General features: G+C 71.5%; 15 protein-coding genes and 1 pseudogene. 9 read left to right on the forward strand and 7 right to left on the reverse strand.

Annotation, left to right across the window (positions count from 1 at the left end; all coding sequences use genetic code 11):
• Nucleotides 1-177: 177 nt before the first annotated feature.
• Genes QSK36_RS34705 through QSK36_RS34715 form a run of 3 tightly spaced genes read right to left on the reverse strand, consistent with a single transcriptional unit; the run spans nucleotide 178 to nucleotide 3634 of the window.
• Nucleotides 178-1494: an MFS transporter gene (locus tag QSK36_RS34705; protein ID WP_285785312.1), complete on the reverse strand. Its 1317-nt coding sequence runs from the start codon at nucleotides 1492-1494 to the stop codon at nucleotides 178-180.
• A 23-nt stretch (nucleotides 1495-1517) separates the two neighbouring features.
• Entirely contained in the window at nucleotides 1518-2411 is an 894-nt protein-coding gene (locus QSK36_RS34710; RefSeq protein ID WP_285785313.1) for a polysaccharide deacetylase family protein, read from the reverse strand.
• Nucleotides 2408-3634: an ROK family transcriptional regulator gene (locus QSK36_RS34715; RefSeq protein ID WP_285785314.1), complete on the reverse strand. Its 1227-nt coding sequence runs from the start codon at nucleotides 3632-3634 to the stop codon at nucleotides 2408-2410. The genes QSK36_RS34710 and QSK36_RS34715 overlap by 4 nt, the downstream gene beginning before the upstream one ends.
• Before the next feature lie 217 nt (nucleotides 3635-3851).
• Between QSK36_RS34715 and QSK36_RS34720 the strand changes: the two are divergent.
• From QSK36_RS34720 to QSK36_RS34735, 4 genes and pseudogenes are all read left to right on the forward strand, one after another.
• Nucleotides 3852-3959: pseudogene (locus QSK36_RS34720) on the forward strand (hypothetical protein); the annotation flags it as partial.
• Nucleotides 3960-4090: 131 nt separating this feature from the next.
• Nucleotides 4091-4852, forward strand: a complete 762-nt coding sequence (locus tag QSK36_RS34725; RefSeq protein ID WP_285785315.1) for an ADP-ribosylglycohydrolase family protein — start codon at nucleotides 4091-4093, stop codon at nucleotides 4850-4852.
• A 180-nt stretch (nucleotides 4853-5032) separates the two neighbouring features.
• Nucleotides 5033-6901: a DUF2075 domain-containing protein gene (locus QSK36_RS34730; RefSeq protein ID WP_285785316.1), complete on the forward strand. Its 1869-nt coding sequence runs from the start codon at nucleotides 5033-5035 to the stop codon at nucleotides 6899-6901.
• A gap of 172 nt (nucleotides 6902-7073) precedes the next feature.
• On the forward strand, nucleotides 7074-7844 hold the full coding sequence (locus QSK36_RS34735) for a phosphotransferase (protein ID WP_285785317.1): 771 nt from the start codon (nucleotides 7074-7076) through the stop codon (nucleotides 7842-7844).
• A gap of 31 nt (nucleotides 7845-7875) precedes the next feature.
• Here the strand turns inward: QSK36_RS34735 and QSK36_RS34740 are convergent, their stop codons facing one another.
• Nucleotides 7876-8295 carry a MarR family winged helix-turn-helix transcriptional regulator gene (locus QSK36_RS34740; RefSeq protein WP_183533054.1) on the reverse strand — a complete coding sequence of 140 codons (420 nt, stop codon included), beginning with the start codon at nucleotides 8293-8295 and terminating at the stop codon, nucleotides 7876-7878.
• Nucleotides 8296-8401: 106 nt separating this feature from the next.
• On the opposite strand from QSK36_RS34740, the gene QSK36_RS34745 reads away from it, so the two are divergent.
• A complete protein-coding gene (locus tag QSK36_RS34745) occupies nucleotides 8402-9847 on the forward strand; it encodes an MFS transporter (protein ID WP_352241433.1) in 1446 nt (481 codons plus the stop codon).
• A gap of 47 nt (nucleotides 9848-9894) precedes the next feature.
• On the opposite strand, the gene QSK36_RS34750 is transcribed toward QSK36_RS34745, so the two are convergent.
• Together QSK36_RS34750 and QSK36_RS34755 are read right to left on the reverse strand one after the other, a co-directional pair.
• Complete coding sequence (locus QSK36_RS34750; protein WP_285785318.1) at nucleotides 9895-10518, reverse strand: O-methyltransferase; 624 nt, start codon at nucleotides 10516-10518, stop codon at nucleotides 9895-9897.
• A gap of 21 nt (nucleotides 10519-10539) precedes the next feature.
• Nucleotides 10540-10902: a hypothetical protein gene (locus QSK36_RS34755; RefSeq protein ID WP_285785319.1), complete on the reverse strand. Its 363-nt coding sequence runs from the start codon at nucleotides 10900-10902 to the stop codon at nucleotides 10540-10542.
• Between the two features lie 174 nt (nucleotides 10903-11076).
• On the opposite strand from QSK36_RS34755, the gene QSK36_RS34760 reads away from it, so the two are divergent.
• Genes QSK36_RS34760 through QSK36_RS34775 form a run of 4 tightly spaced genes read left to right on the forward strand, consistent with a single transcriptional unit; the run spans nucleotide 11077 to nucleotide 14394 of the window.
• A complete protein-coding gene (locus QSK36_RS34760) occupies nucleotides 11077-12264 on the forward strand; it encodes a thiolase family protein (RefSeq protein WP_285785320.1) in 1188 nt (395 codons plus the stop codon).
• Nucleotides 12261-12938, forward strand: coding sequence for a 3-oxoacid CoA-transferase subunit A (locus QSK36_RS34765; RefSeq protein WP_285785321.1), 678 nt, complete (start codon nucleotides 12261-12263; stop codon nucleotides 12936-12938). The genes QSK36_RS34760 and QSK36_RS34765 overlap by 4 nt, the downstream gene beginning before the upstream one ends.
• Nucleotides 12935-13618, forward strand: a complete 684-nt coding sequence (locus QSK36_RS34770) for a 3-oxoacid CoA-transferase subunit B (protein ID WP_285785322.1) — start codon at nucleotides 12935-12937, stop codon at nucleotides 13616-13618. The genes QSK36_RS34765 and QSK36_RS34770 overlap by 4 nt, the downstream gene beginning before the upstream one ends.
• A 29-nt stretch (nucleotides 13619-13647) precedes the next feature.
• Nucleotides 13648-14394 carry an SDR family NAD(P)-dependent oxidoreductase gene (locus QSK36_RS34775; protein WP_183533068.1) on the forward strand — a complete coding sequence of 249 codons (747 nt, stop codon included), beginning with the start codon at nucleotides 13648-13650 and terminating at the stop codon, nucleotides 14392-14394.
• A 10-nt stretch (nucleotides 14395-14404) separates the two neighbouring features.
• Here the strand turns inward: QSK36_RS34775 and QSK36_RS34780 are convergent, their stop codons facing one another.
• Nucleotides 14405-14824: a hypothetical protein gene (locus QSK36_RS34780; RefSeq protein ID WP_183533070.1), complete on the reverse strand. Its 420-nt coding sequence runs from the start codon at nucleotides 14822-14824 to the stop codon at nucleotides 14405-14407.
• Nucleotides 14825-14890 lie beyond the last annotated feature (66 nt).

Raw genomic sequence — 14890 nt, forward strand, 5'->3', positions numbered from 1 at the left:
ACCGGCGCCCCAGGCGGGGGACCGCCGGATCCTGTCGGCCGGACGCTCTTGTCTTCGCCAGTACGACGACGCGGCACCGGGAAATGTGAGGCGAGAGCCGACCTCACATTCGGCCGGGCTGTCTCGTCGGTCTGGTGAGAGCAGGCGTACCAGCGGCCTCATTCAGCCGGCGGCCGGTCACGACGACGGGCGGCCCGCGCCGGCATCCCGGGCCGCAACGGGAGCACGGTGCGACGCGCCCGCTCGCAGCGGATAGAGGAGGAAGCAGCAGAAGGCCGGCGCCAGCACGGCCAGGGGCACCAGGCCCATCATCAGCCGGACGCCGGTCACGACAGAGGCCGGCTGGACCGCCGCCCCGTTGTGGTAGCCAGATCGGGACAGCACGACGGTGATGACCACGGCCTGCAGGGACACCGCCCAGCGGACGATGAACCCGTTCATCCCGAAGTACATCCCCTCGCGGCGGGTGCTCGTTTTGCGCTCGTCGTCGTCGATCACCTCGGCAAGCAGGATCTCCAGGAGCACCAGCATGCCCGCGATGCCGACGCCGATCGCGGCCCCGGTCACCGCCGCGAGGGCGAGGCTCCCGACGAACAGGAACGGCACGAGCGCCGCGCCGTACACGACGATCGCGGCGAGGACGGCGCGGCGCGGGCCGATCCGGGTGGTCACCCGGCTCCACACGTAGACCATCGGGATCGCGGTGACGAAAACCGCGCCCAGGATGACGGTGTTGGCGGAGTCGGCCTCGCCCAGGGCGTACTTGGTGAAGAACGGGATCCCCGCCTGCAGCAGGGCGAAGGTCAGCTGCAGCAGGAAGCTGCCGGTGACGTACGTGACGAAGGCGCGGTTGGCGAGCGTATAGCGGAGCGCGGCGAGGAACCCGAAGCTCTCGCGCTCCGCGTGGGCCCGTTCGGCCGAGCCGCGGAGCGACAGCGCGAAGAAGGCCAGCGCCACGACGCCGAAGGACACGCCCATGGCGGCCCAACCGACGGCGCCGTACAGCAGGGGCGCCGCGGCGACGCCGACGATCATGCCGACGATCGCGAACATCTGCCGCCACGACGCGGCGGCGGCCCGCTCGGCGATGGTGGTGAACATCTCGGGGAACAGCGCCACGTAGTTCAGCACCACGACGACGAACAGCACGTCGTAGACGAGGACCACGATCAGGAAGTACCAGAACCTCGCGGTCGCGCCGTCCACGAGCGGGATCCAGATCATGGTGAAGGCCGCGGCCAGCGGCGCCATGCCGATCACGATGTACGGCACCCGCCTGCCCCAGCGCGTGCGGGTCCGGTCGGAGACGTGCCCCACGAGCGGGTTGAGCACCGCGTTGACGATGCCGTGGATCACCATGGCGACGCCGATGAGCGACGGGTCGACGCCCAGGTGGTCGACGTAGTAGAAGGTGGCGAAGGTCGCGAACGCCTGGCTGAGCAGGTTGACCGACAGGTTGCCCGACCCGTAGGCCAGCACCTGTCCGCGCCTCATCGGGCCCTCTGGGCCGTGCCTCATCAGGCCCTCTGGGCCGTGCGCAGGTCGGACCAGCCGATGAGGCGGACGCCTTCCTCGGCGATGGCGCGGCGGACCTCCGGATCGGTGAACAGCCGCAGCTCCATGCCGCGTTTGGCGTGATGCGGCATGATCTGCCGGAGCTCGCCGGTCTCCTCGAACGGGTGGATGTAGATCTCGGTGACACCGGGCCGCAGCTCCCGGATCAGCCCGATCATGTCATTTCTGACGCTCTCGTACGTCTCCCCCTCGGCCAGTTCGAAGGGCAGCGTCCACAGCCGGTCGAGGATCACCACGCCCGCCGCGTCGGCGGCCTCGGCTCTCGCCCGCGCGAACGGTTCCAGCTCCTCCGGCAGGCCCATGCCGTGGAGGGTCCGGGGCAGCCGGAACGGCAGGCCGTGCTCCGCGCACGCCTTGAAGACGACGTCGAGGAAGTCACGGCCGGTGGCCAGGCCGTACAGGCTGCCCATGTGGTTGTCGGCGTGCGACGGGTCGAGCCCGAGGGCGACGGCCCTGCGGATCTGCGCGTCGATCTCCGCGCGGACCTCCTCGGGGTCGGCCCGCTCCTCCACGGTGCGGCAGTCGGCCGGGAAGTAGCCGGCGTCGTCCACGAGCGAGGACACCGCGCGGTCGCGGGTCGCCGGTCCCCACCGGTATCCCTCCCACTCGCTGGTGAACGTCAGGTGGACGCCCACGTCGTAGCCGCCCGCGACGGCCGTACGGACCGCGTCGGGAGCCCACGGGCACGGCGTCATCACGGTCGCCGAGCTGATGGCGCGGGCAGCGAGCAGTGAGGTGATGCCGGTGTTGGCCGCCCGGCACATGCCGTAGTCGTCGGCGTTCACGATCAGCAGCCGGTCGCCCGGCCCGGCGCCGAGCCGTCGCGCGAGGTTCACGTGATGTCCCCTTTCCCTGACCCGGTGAGGTCCGTGTCGTACGGTCCCCCGGTCGTCATGTCGTGCGGCCGCCCGCCCATCACGGCGGCGAAGGCGCGTTCCCGCGCGCGATGGCGGGCGAGCCAGGCCGCGCCGCGCAGCACCGCGTCCCCGGGGACGCCGCTCGCGATGATCCTGATCGGCAGCGGCGCGGCGTCCCTGGCCAGGTGGCGGCGGATGCGGTCGAGCAACAGGTCGGCGCTGGCGCCGAACGCGCCACCGAGCACGAACAGCTCCGGCTCGATCACGAGGGCGATGGACGCCGCGACGTGGGCGATCCTGCGGGCGGTCGCGTCGACCACGGCGAGTGCCCTCTCATCGCCGCCCCTGGCGCTCTCGAAGATCTCCCGAGGGGACGGGCTGCCCTCGATTCCGGCCTGCCTGGCCTGTTCGGCGATGCGGCGGGCGCCGAGCACCTCCGTGCCGAGCTCGGTCGCGGGGTGGGGCAGGAATCCGACCTCGCCCGCTCCCCCGGCGAAGCCCCGGTGCAGCCGGCCGCCGAGCACGATCCCGGCGCCGAGGCCGACCCCGACGCCGAGCAGGGCGAAGTCGGCGACGCCGGCGCACACGCCGAACCGCTGCTCGGCGACGGCGGCGAGGTTGACGTCGTTCTCCAGCAGCAGGGGCACGGGCAGGTCGCGCTCGATCGCCTCGGCCAGGCCGCGGCCGCCCTGCGGCAGCCCGTAGGCCCGCCTGACGGTGCGGCCGTCGCGCGCCACGACCGCGGGGACGCCGACGACGGCCTGGCCGATGTCGCCCGGCCCGGTCCCGGCGCGTTCGGCGCACTCGGCGGCGAGCGCGGTCACCGCCGCCGCCGTGTCGGCCACCCTGCGGCGCGGCGCCCGGGTCTCCGCCTGGGCGAGCGTCTCCCCCGCCGCGTCGACCAGGACGGCGCGGATACGCAGGTGGCCGATGTCGACGCCGAGCGCGAGCGCGCAGCGGGGGGCGATCCGGTAGAGGGTCGCCGCGGGCCCGCGACGGGTGGTGTCGGCGCCCGCCTCCTCGACGACACCGCGTGCGACGAGCTCGCGCAGCGCCTGGGCGACGGTGGTCTTGGACAGGCCCGTGGCCCTGGTGATCTCCGGCCGGCCCAGCGGCCCCTCACGGTCGATGACGTCGAGCACGGCGCGGGCGTTGATCGACCAGAGCAGGCCCTGCGGCCCGGCCAGGTAGTTCCCGCTCACGCTCACCTCGCGACCCGGCCCGAGTAGGTCGGAAAGTTTCCTACTCAAGGTGAGCCGTTTCTATCCGATCGGCGGCCCCGCGACAAGACCGCTACCGTTCTTGGAAGGCAGAAAGGGGATCATCGTGAGTAATGCCGAAACGGGCGACATTCCGTTCGGGGCCCGAGTACGCGGCTGCCTGCTCGGCGGCGCCGTCGGCGACGCCCTCGGCGCGCCCGTGGAGTTCGACTCGATCGCCTCCATCCGCCGCGACCACGGCAGGGCGGGGCTGACCGACCTGGCGCCCGACTGGCGCGGCGAGACCGGCCTGGTCACCGACGACACCCAGATGACGCTGTTCACCGTCGAAGGGCTGATCCGCGCCGACGTGCGCGTCAGGGAGAAAGGCATCGGCGGCGGTGAGGTGCAGGTGGTCGCCACGCCTACCTGCGCTGGCTCGACACGCAGGAGCACCGCGTGCCGCCGCCCGCCGACGGCCTCGTCCGCACCGGCCGGCTCCGCGAGCAGACCTGGCTCTACTCCCGTCGCGCGCCCGGCAACGCCTGCGTGTCCGGCCTGCGCGCCGACCTCGGCCCGCTCGCGGCCCCCGGCATGCCCGGGCCGGTCAACCCCGGTTCCAAGGGCTGCGGCACCGTGATGCGCTCCGCCCCGTTCGGACTGGCCACCCGCGACCCGCGGGCGGCCTTCACGCTCGCGGCCGGCTGCGCCCAGATCACGCACGGGCACCCCACCGGTTATCTGGCGGCCGGCGCCTTCGCCGCGCTGGTCTGCTTCCTGTCCCAGGGCACGCCGCTCGCTACGGCCGTACACGACACCCTCGGCCTGCTCGCCGAGCGGCCCGCACACGAGGAGACCACCGCCGCGATCGAGGCGGCGGTCGCCCTGGCCGGTGCGGCGGAGCCGTCGCCCGAGGCGGTGGAGACGCTCGGCGGCGGGTGGGTGGCCGAGGAGGCGCTCGCCATCGCGGTCTGCTGCGCGCTGGCGAGCGGCGACGACATCGAGCGGGCACTGCTGCTGGCCGTCAACCACTCCGGCGACAGCGACTCCACCGGCTCCCTCTGCGGCAACCTCCTCGGCACGGTGTACGGCGACGCGGCCCTCCCGGGGCGCTGGGTGTCCCGGCTTGAGGGCAGGGACACCGTCATCGAGCTCGCCGACGACTTCACCACCCAGTTCACCGGCGGCCGCCTCGACCGCGACAAGTACCCCGGCTGCTGACCCCGCCACCTGATTCGGCGCAAACGGCATGAGACGCACGCATCGCCGGGATCATGTCGCGTGGATCGTTGTAATCTTCCGGACGTATTGGTGATGCGGCCCGACGGGCTTCCGCTCCTTGCCTGAGAGCGGACACGCCCCCATACCGCACGAGTCTCTCGTGCTGCCTGGGGGTAGTTCGTGGCCGTCGTCCGGCACTCCGCGGAAGGTCTGCTTCAGCTCGCGTCCGTACCCGAGAGGAAGCTCAGCGAGGTGATCGCCGAACAACTTCGCATCACCCAGGGCGTCAACCCCGGCACGAGTGAGCGGAGATCCTGGGACCGCAGCCTGCCCGTTCTCGCCCGCGACCTCGTCGACGCAGGGCTCGGCGGCGTCGAGATGCTGCTGGAATACCAGTTACCGCTCACCAGCAAGCGAGCCGACGTGATCCTCGCCGGCGTGGACCGGCACAGCGGCGACGACGCGTACGTCGTCGTGGAGCTCAAGCAGTGGAGCCACGCCGAGCTGTACGAAGAGGACGCCGACCTCGTTCTCGTCCCCGGCATGGGCAACGACCCCAGACTTCACCCGGTCCTGCAGGTGCACGGCTACTGCGACTACCTCGCCGACTTCGTCGGCGCCCTGGAGCACCGCCGTCACGCCGTCCGTGGCGTCGCCTACCTGCACAACGCGAACGACCCGGACATCCACGACCTCTACGACCGCGTGGAGGACGAGCGGACCCGTCTGTTCAGCCAGAGCCGTCGCGGTCGGTTCGTCGACTACCTGCGCGCGCAGTTCGCGCCCGAACCCGGTGCGCGCGCCGCCGACAGGCTGCTTGCGTCGGCGATCCGGCCGTCCAAGCAACTGCTGAAGGTGGCCGCGGCCGAGATCAAGCATCGGGACCGGTTCGTCCTGCTGGACCAGCAGCGCCTGGCGTACGAAATTGTGCTGCACGCGGTGGAGAAGGCCAGGGCCGCCGACTCCAAGGAGGTCGTGATCGTCACCGGCGGTCCCGGCTCGGGCAAGAGCGTCATCGCTCTGTCTCTGCTCGGCGAACTCGCCGAGCGCGGCTATCCGGCACACCACGCCACCGGATCGCGGTCCTTCACCGAGACCATGCGCCGCCACGTGGCCAGGGGATCCACGCGCACGAAGGCGATGTTCAAGTACTTCAACAACTTCATGACCGCCAAGCCGAACGACCTCGACGTACTGATCTGCGACGAGGCCCACCGGATCCGCGAGACCTCGGCGAACCGCTTCACCAAGGCCGCCGCACGGACGGGGCGGTCCCAGCTCGACGAGCTGATGAGCGCCGCCCGCGTCCCCGTCTTCCTCCTCGACGAACACCAGGTGGTGCGGCCGGGCGAGACCGGGACCGTCGCCGACATCAGGGCGCACGCACAGGCCCGCGGTCTGGCCGTGCAGCAGGTGGATCTCGACGCCCAGTTCCGTTGCGGCGGCAGCCGCGCGTACGAGGAATGGGTGCTGCGACTGCTCGGCCTGAACGGTGAAGAACCCGAGCCGTGGACCGGCGACCCCCACTTCGAGGTCACCCTCGCCGACTCGCCGTACGAGCTGGAGGGACTGCTGCGGGGGAAGCTGGACGACGGTTACTCGGCACGGATGACGGCCGGCTTCTGCTGGCGATGGAGCGACCCTGATGGCGACCGCCTCGTCTCCGACGTGCGGATCGACGGCTGGTCCAAGCCGTGGAACGTCAAGGGGGACCGCGCCGTCGGCGACGCCCCTCCCAGCGCGCTGTGGGCCACCATGCCGGGCGGCTTCGAGCAGGTCGGCTGCGTGTACACCGCCCAGGGCTTCGAGTACGACTGGAACGGCGTCGTGTTCGGACCCGACCTCGTTCATCGGGACGGCCGTCTGATCACCGTGCGCGGCGCCAGCGCGGACCCGGCGCTGACGAAGAAGTCCGTCACGGACGAGCAGGCCGACCGGCTGATTCGCAACACCTACAAGGTGCTGCTCACCCGCGGCATGATCGGCACGGCGGTCTACTCCGTCGACGCCAGGACGCAGGACTTCCTCGCCACCCTGCTTGATCGATAGGGTGGCCCGGCGCCCAGCACTGCGTGGGTGATCGCCGAACTCCTTCTCGGCAAGCCCCTTCCGTCCACGTCAGGCGGCCCCATCGCCTACGTGACCCTGCCGGCTCACGAACGCACTCTGTCCCGACAGTCGTCAGGGCCCGCGGGGCGGTCAGGGGGGCCATCATGGACGCATGATCGAAGAGCGACGTCTTCCCGGCGGGAACACAAATGGGGCGGTCCGGGTCGGCGACACGGTCCGCCGTGTCCCCGGGCTCTGGACGCCTGCCGTGCACGCGTTGCTCCGGCATCTGGAGGACGTCGGCTTCGACCGGGCCCCGCGTGCACGAGGGTTCGACGACCAGGGGCGGGAGGTCCTCTCGTACCTGCCCGGAGAGGTGGTCGGGACCGCGCGGCCGTGGCCCGCGTGGGTGCACAGTGACGACGCGCTCCGTCAGGTGGCCGGCTGGCTGCGCAACTTCCACACCGCGGTCGCGGGTTTCGTCCCTCCGCCGGACGCGGTCTGGCGCGAAGGAGGGACCTGGCGGCCCGGCCTGGTCGTCGGCCACAACGACGCGGCGCCGTACAACGCGGCGTGGGCCGACGGGCGCCTCATCGGTTTCTTCGACTGGGACTTCGCCGGTCCGGTCACCCCCGAGTGGGACCTCGCCTTCACCGCCTTCTCCTGGGTGCCGCTCCACGCCCGCCATGTCGTGGCGGCGGAGGGGTTCACCGCGTTCGCCGAGCGGCCCCGGAGACTGCGGCTGTTCCTCGACGCCTACGGCTGGAACGGCCCGGCCGGGCGGTTCATAGAGACCGTCCGCCAGCGGGTCAGCGCCTCCGCCGACGGCATCCGGCGTCTGGCGGCGGCGGGCGACCCGGCGTACCGGAAGATGGTCGGCAACGGCGTCGACAGGTCATTGGACACGGCGGTCGAGGAACTGACCGGCTTTCCCGGCGAGTGAGATCGGTGCCTGCGAGTCCGCCGCACGGCTGCTAGGGGCGGGGCCAGGGCCGTCCGGCGAGGTGTTCGATGTCGGTGTTGAACCGCCTCAGGTAGGCGGCGAAGGCCGTGACGTCCTCGGCTGTCCAGCCGGCCAGCACCTTCTCCAGGCCGAGGATGTTCTTCTCGCGCTCCTCACCCAGCCACCGCTCGCCCTCCTCGGTCAGGCGGAACTTGCGGGCGATGCCGCCGCCGGGGTCCGGGATGCGTTCCACCAGCCCGGCCCGCAGCAGGGCCGAGGTGTGCCGGTTGAGGGTGGACACGTCCAGCCCGAAGGCGTCGCTGAGCTGGCCTATGGACATCGGGCCCGTGGCGTGGATGCGATTGAGCAGCAGGTAGGCGCTGCGGTCGAGGTGCCGGTGCCGCCCGAGCAGCATGGTCTCGAACTCGATGAGATGCGTGGGCTTGTCCATGCCGGTTCCTTCTCGTACAGATATGTGCACCCTACACGAATTGTGCGTGTAACACATGGTGTGTAGGGTGCACATCGTTTTGCCCATCGATTCGAGGGAGACCCACGTGGGAGGCTCCACGTCCGCCGCTCGCCCCGGCGGCATCGTCAGCGTGATGGCGGTGGCCGGCATCGTCGCCTCGCTGATGCAGACCCTGGTGGTGCCGCTGATCGGCGATCTGCCGAACCTGCTGCGCACCACCGCGTCGAACGCCTCCTGGGTGATCACCGTCACGCTCCTCGCGGGAGCGGTCACGACTCCGGTCACCGGCCGGCTCGGCGACCTGTACGGCAAGCGCCTCATGATGCTGGTCTGCTCGGCGCCGCTGATCGCGGGCTGCGTCGTCTGCGCGCTGGCGGGCTCCCTAACCCCGATGGTCATCGGAAGAGGTCTGCAGGGCATGGGCATGGGCATGATCCCCCTGGGCATCAGCGCCCTGCGCGACGTGCTGCCGCCCGAGCGGCTCGGCCCCTCCATCGCGCTGCTGAGCTCGTCCATGGGGATCGGCGGCGCGCTCGGTCTGCCGATCGCGGCGGCGGTCGCCGAGTACGCGAGCTGGCGGGCGCTGTTCTGGGGCTCGGCGGTGCTGAGCGTGCTGGTCGCGGTGCTGATCTGGCTCCTGGTCCCGGCCACGCCCGCCCGGGCTTCCGGCCGGATCGACGTCGCCGGTGTGCTCGGCCTGGGCGCCGGGCTGGTGTGCCTGCTGCTGGGCGTCTCCAAGGGCGCCGACTGGGGCTGGGCGAGCGGCACCACACTCGGCCTGCTCTCCGCGGCGCTGGTCGTGTTGCTGCTGTGGGGCTGGTGGGAACTGCGCGTCAACGACCCGCTGGTCGATCTGCGCGTCACCGCGCGGCGGCAGGTGCTGCTGACCAACCTGGCCTCGATCGTGGTCGGTATCTCGATGTACGCCCAGGCGCTGATCGTCATGCAGATCCTGCAGCTCCCCGCGGCCACCGGCTACGGCCTGGGCCAGTCGATGCTGGCGGCCGGCCTGTGGATGGCTCCTTCCGGCCTGATGATGATGGCCGTCTCGCCGCTGGGCGCCCGCCTGTCGGCCGCCCGCGGCCCCAAGGTCACCCTGATCGCCGGCAGCCTGGTCATGGCGCTCGGGTACGGCTCCTCGACCGTCCTGCTGGGCTCCACCTGGGGCCTGCTGATCGTCACCTGCGTGTGCAACATCGGCGTCGGCCTGGCCTACGGGGCGATGCCCGCCCTGATCATGGCCGCGGTCCCCCGTTCCGAGACCGCCGCCGCCAACAGCTTCAACACGCTGATGCGCTCCATCGGCACCACCGTCTCGGCCGCGGTGGTCGGCGTCGTCCTGTCGCAGATGACCATCCGGCTGGGCGGGCACGTCCTGCCGTCGGAGGGCGGTTTCCGCGCCGGGATGCTGATCGGCTGCGCCGCCGCCCTCGTCGCCGCCGCTGTCACCCTGGCTCTCCCCGCACGCCCGGCGGGCCGTACGGCCGATCACGACGTCCCCGCCGAGCCCGTCACCGCCACGAAGCCCTGACCCCGGCGGCCTACCGGCGCCGCGACTCCGCCGAGGGCGCCTGACCGTCAGCGATCCGTCGTGCCGGACGTCTCGGCGAAACGGCGCGTGGCCACGAGCGCGGCCAGATCCGGCGCGAGGCGAAGCTCGGCCGCGTCCAGCCCCGGGTGGCCGAGCCAGTGCATCCGCGCCTGGTCGACGGCGCCGCCGAACCGCGGCGGCCAGTGCCGAGCCGGGGTCAGGTCGTCGACGACCAGCGTGCCTCCCGGCCGGAGCAGCCGGTGCGGGTCGGCCGGCTGCTCACCGCTCTTGCCCTGGCCGCCGCCGTCGAGCACGAGCAGGTCGTACGGCCCGTCCCGATGGATCTCCCGCCAGTCACCGCAGATGACCGAGACCTGCGGGTGATCGATGAAGACCTGGGCGGCCAGTGAGGCTCGGCGCGCGTCCTGTTCGACGCTGACCAGCCGGGTCCCGGGGCGGGCGCCCGAGGCCAGCCATGCCAAGCCCACTCCGCACCCGGTGCCGGTCTCCCCGATCGTCTCGGCGCCGGCCGCCAGGGCGTACAGCAGCCGCCCCTGCTCAGGCCGGCAGGAAGGCGCGAAGCCCGCCTGCCGGGCTACCTGGACCGCACGCCCGACCAGCGGAGGCAACCCCGTGACATCGGCATATGCCGCCGTACCGTCAACCGACATCACCCCAGGTTAGACCGTTCCCTAGTAGAAGCAGGCGCGGTGGGGAAGTTTGCCGGACGCCTTGATGACGACCGTCTTGTGGCGCTTGCTGTTCGGATCATTGATCCACATGGTCAGGCGCGGGTACTCGTGGGCGCACACCCTCTTCTCGCTCTTCTTCAGGTGCTTGAACTGGTAGACCACCCGCTTCCAGTTCTTCACAGGGGTCTCGATCATCCATCCCTCGCCGCTCTGCATCTCTCCCAAGCAATCGCGGATCCCCTGGCACGGGCTGCTGTAGGTCGTCGCGGCATCGGCGGGCTGGGCGATCGACGGCTGCGCGATCAGCATGGTCAGGGCGACGGCCGCGCCCACGGCGAACTTCCCGGTCACGTTTACTGTCATCACGATGGTTCTCTCAAGGGTCGTCACCACATCGACCGCGCCAGCGTGGCGGGTCGCCCTTGTGAACCACTTGGAGATCGTTGTGGCGCCGATCCTCGCGTCGACCGCATGGACTATGCTCGTCGTGTTCGCAAAATGAACCTACGTTCGCATAGCGAACAAGAAGGGAACGTCATGGGCTCGGCCTTCGTCTACGCCGCGGCGCGTACGCCGTTCGGCAGGTTCAACGGCGCGCTCGCGGGCGTCCGCCCGGACGACCTGGCGGCCACCGCGTTACGCGGCGTCCTGGCCAAGGTCCCGCGGCTGGACCCGGCGGAGATCGGCGACGTGGTGTGGGGCAATGCCAACGGCGCGGGTGAGGACAACCGCAACGTGGGCCGGATGGCCGTGCTGCTGGCCGGGCTGCCGGTGACCGTGCCGGCCACCACGGTGAACCGGCTGTGCGGGTCGAGCCTGGACGCCGCCATGATCGGCTCGCGGACCGTCGAGAGCGGCGACGCCGACGTCGTCGTCATCGGTGGCGCGGAGTCGATGACGCGGGCCCCCTGGGTGCTGCCCAAACCCTCCCGGGCCTTCCCCGCCGGGGACGTGACCGCGGTCTCCACCACCCTCGGCTGGCGGCTGGTGAACCCGCGCATGCCGAAGGAGTGGACGGTCTCCCTCGGCGAGGCCAACGAGCAGCTCGGCGAGAGGTTCGGCGTCTCGCGCGAGCGGCAGGACGCCTTCGCCGCGCGGTCCCACGTGCTGGCCGACGCGGCCTGGAACGACGGCTTCTACGACGACCTGGTCGTCCCGGTCGAAGGCGCCGCCCTGGCGCGGGACGAGGGCATCAGGCCTGGCTCGACTCCGGAGATCCTCGCCGGGCTGAAACCGGCCTTCCGCCCCGACGGCACCATCACGGCCGGCAACGCCTCCCCGCTGAACGACGGCGCCTCCGCGGTCGTGCTCGGCTCGCAGGCCGCCGCGGACCGGATCGGCGCCGACCCGATCGCCCGTGTCGCCGGTCGCGGGGCCTGCGCGCTCGAACCCCAGATGTTCGGCTACGCGCCGGTCGAGGCCGCCAACCAGGCGCTGCGCCGGGCCGGCATCGGCTGGGACGACGTCGGCGCGGTCGAGCTGAACGAGGCGTTCGCCGTGCAGTCGCTGGTGTGCCTGGACGCCTGGAAGGTCGATCCCGCGATCGTCAACACCAGGGGCGGCGCCATCGCCATCGGCCATCCCCTGGGCGCCTCCGGCGGCCGCATCCTCGGCACGCTCGCCCACGTGCTGCGCGAACGGCGCGAGCGGTGGGGCGTGGCCGCGATCTGCATCGGCGTCGGCCAGGGGCTGGCGGTCGTGCTCGAGAACGTGAGCGCGTCATGACCGCCGTGTTCACCGACCCCGGCGAGGCGGTCGCGGGCGTCACGGACGGCTCCACCGTCCTGATCGGCGGCTTCGGGATGGCCGGCATGCCCGTACGGCTCATCGACGCGCTGATCCGGCAGGGCGCGACCGACCTGACGGTGGTCAGCAACAACGCGGGCAACGGCGACACCGGCCTGGCGGCGCTGCTCGCCGCGGGGCGGGTACGCAAGATGATCTGCTCGTTCCCCCGCCAGAGCGACTCGTGGGTCTTCGACGGCCTCTACCGTGCGGGGAAGATCGAGCTGGAGGTCGTCCCGCAGGGCACCCTGGCCGAGCGCATGCGCGCGGCCGGGGCCGGCATCGGCGCCTTCTACTGCCCCACCGGAGTCGGCACGCCGCTGGCCGAGGGCAAGGAGACGCGCACCATCGACGGCCGCGACCACGTGCTGGAATATCCGATCAAGGGCGACGTCGCCCTCATCGGCGCCCACGTCGGCGACCGGATGGGCAACCTCGTCTACCGCAAGACCGCGCGCAACTTCGGGCCCGTCATGGCGACCGCCGCGACGCTGACGATCGCGCAGGTGCACCACGTCGTCGAGACCGGCGAGCTCGACCCCGAGGCCGTGGTCACCCCCTGCATCTACGTCGACCGGATCCTGGACCTGAGCGCGACGGAGGCGACGTCGTGAAAACCACTGTGAAGACCGTCGAACACCTGGGCCGCGACCCGCTCGGCCGCGACGAACTCGCCGCCCTCGTCGCCCGGGACATCCCGCCCGGTGCCTTTGTGAACCTCGGCATCGGCCAGCCGACGACGGTCGCCGACCACCTCCCGGCCGGCTCCGGGGTCGTCCTGCACACCGAGAACGGCATGCTCGGCATGGGGCCCGCCGCCCACGGCGACGAGATCGACCCTGATCTGACCAACGCCGGGAAGATGCCCGTCACCGAGCTGCCGGGCGCCTCCTACTTCCACCACGCCGACTCCTTCGCGATGATGCGCGGCGGCCACCTCGACGTGTGCGTGCTCGGCGCCTTCCAGGTCTCCGAACGCGGCGACCTGGCCAACTGGCACACCGGCGCTCCCGACGCCATCCCCGCCGTCGGCGGCGCCATGGACCTGGCCACCGGCGCCAAGCAGGTGTTCGTCATGATGACGCTGTTCACCAAGGACGGCACGCCCAAGCTCGTCCCCGAATGCACCTACCCGCTCACCGGGCTGGCCTGCGTGAGCCGCCTCTACACCGACCTGGCCGTCTTCCACATCGACCGCGGGGGCGTCACCGTGGTCGAGACGTACGGCACCGGCGTGGCCGAGCTCGCCGACCGGCTGGAGGTCGCCGTACACACCCTCGGCCAGGAGCCGTGACCGGACGAAAGGGACGATAGTCTCCCCCTGTGAGTGAGCGAGCAGTCCTCGTCACCGGCGCGTCGCGCGGGATCGGACGGGCGATCGCGGTGGCCTTCGCCGCCGCCGGCGACCGCGTCGCGATCCATCACCGCGGCTCCCCCGACCTGGCCGAACGGGTCCGTGCCGAACTGCCGGGAGAGGGCCACGCCGTCGTCCAGGCCGACGTCGCCGATCCCGCCGACGCGCGGCGCATGGTCGAGGAGGCCGCGGCCGCGCTCGGGGGCATCGACGTCCTGGTCAACAACGCCGGGGTCTTCGTGCACCACCCGATCACGGAGACCTCGTACGAGGAGTGGCAGACGGTGTGGCGCGAGACGCTGGCCGTCAATCTCGTCGGACCGGCCAACGTCACCTGGAACGCCGTACGGCACATGGCTCCGGGCAGCAGGATCGTCAACGTCTCGTCGCGCGGCGCCTTCCGCGGGGAACCGGACAGTCCCGCCTACGGGGCCAGCAAGGCGGGCCTGAACGCGCTGGGCCAGTCGCTCGCCATCGCCCTGGCGCCCCTCGGCATCGCCGTGACGACCGTGGCGCCCGGCTTCGTCGAGACCGACATGACCGACGAGCATCTCAAGGCGCCGCGCGGCGACGAGATCCGCGCCCAGAGCCCGTTCGGGCGAGTGGCGAGGCCCGAGGAGATCGCAGCCGCCGTCCTCTACCTGGCGTCACCGGACGCCGAGTGGGCCAGCGGCACGATCGTCGATCTGAACGGCGCCTCCTACCTGCGCAGCTGAGCCGAGATGGTCAGTTGGGCGCCCAGTATTTGACCAGGACCTTCTCCAGTCTGCTCACGACCGGTTGCCAGGTCGGGGGCAGGGTGTACCGGGTCGCCCGGTGTCCCTTGTAGGCCAATCGGTAGGCGATGAAGTCGGCCCCCGGCGGCTGGGACTCGGAGCGCCCGAGCCGCAGGTGCTTCAGCGAGCCGCGCAGGCCGCGCCACTCCGCGGCGGTCAGGCATTTGCGGACCGTGGGTCCGGTGCGACGGCTCAGCACGGCGCAGCCGTCCGTGTAGACGGCCACCCGATTGTGCAGCCCGGCGAATCCGCCCTCCTCCCGCAACTCCACCAGCAGTTTCCTGTGTGCCGTGGCCGCCTCGGCGGGAGCGGTGACGGGCAGCACGGACAGGGCCGCCAGCGGCAGCAGCGCGATACGCGAAATCCTCATGCTCTCTATGACGCATCGCGGCGCCCTTCGGCTCAACGAGAACGTCCGGGTGTAGGGCAGCCGATG

This window comes from Microbispora sp. NBRC 16548 (assembly GCF_030268985.1).
In the GTDB taxonomy this organism is placed as follows: Bacteria; Actinomycetota; Actinomycetes; order Streptosporangiales; family Streptosporangiaceae; genus Microbispora; species Microbispora catharanthi.

Excerpts from the sequence above, each read along its gene's own strand:
- QSK36_RS34705 (WP_285785312.1), bottom strand. The coding sequence starts at position 1,494 with ATGAGGCGCGGACAGGTGCTGGCCTACGGGTCGGGCAACCTGTCGGTC.
- QSK36_RS34740 (WP_183533054.1), bottom strand. The coding sequence starts at position 8,295 with ATGGACAAGCCCACGCATCTCATCGAGTTCGAGACCATGCTGCTCGGG.
- QSK36_RS34735 (WP_285785317.1), top strand. The coding sequence starts at position 7,074 with ATGATCGAAGAGCGACGTCTTCCCGGCGGGAACACAAATGGGGCGGTC.
- QSK36_RS34780 (WP_183533070.1), bottom strand. The coding sequence starts at position 14,824 with ATGAGGATTTCGCGTATCGCGCTGCTGCCGCTGGCGGCCCTGTCCGTG.
- QSK36_RS34750 (WP_285785318.1), bottom strand. The coding sequence starts at position 10,518 with ATGTCGGTTGACGGTACGGCGGCATATGCCGATGTCACGGGGTTGCCT.
- QSK36_RS34755 (WP_285785319.1), bottom strand. The coding sequence starts at position 10,902 with ATGACAGTAAACGTGACCGGGAAGTTCGCCGTGGGCGCGGCCGTCGCC.
- QSK36_RS34760 (WP_285785320.1), top strand. The coding sequence starts at position 11,077 with ATGGGCTCGGCCTTCGTCTACGCCGCGGCGCGTACGCCGTTCGGCAGG.
- QSK36_RS34765 (WP_285785321.1), top strand. The coding sequence starts at position 12,261 with ATGACCGCCGTGTTCACCGACCCCGGCGAGGCGGTCGCGGGCGTCACG.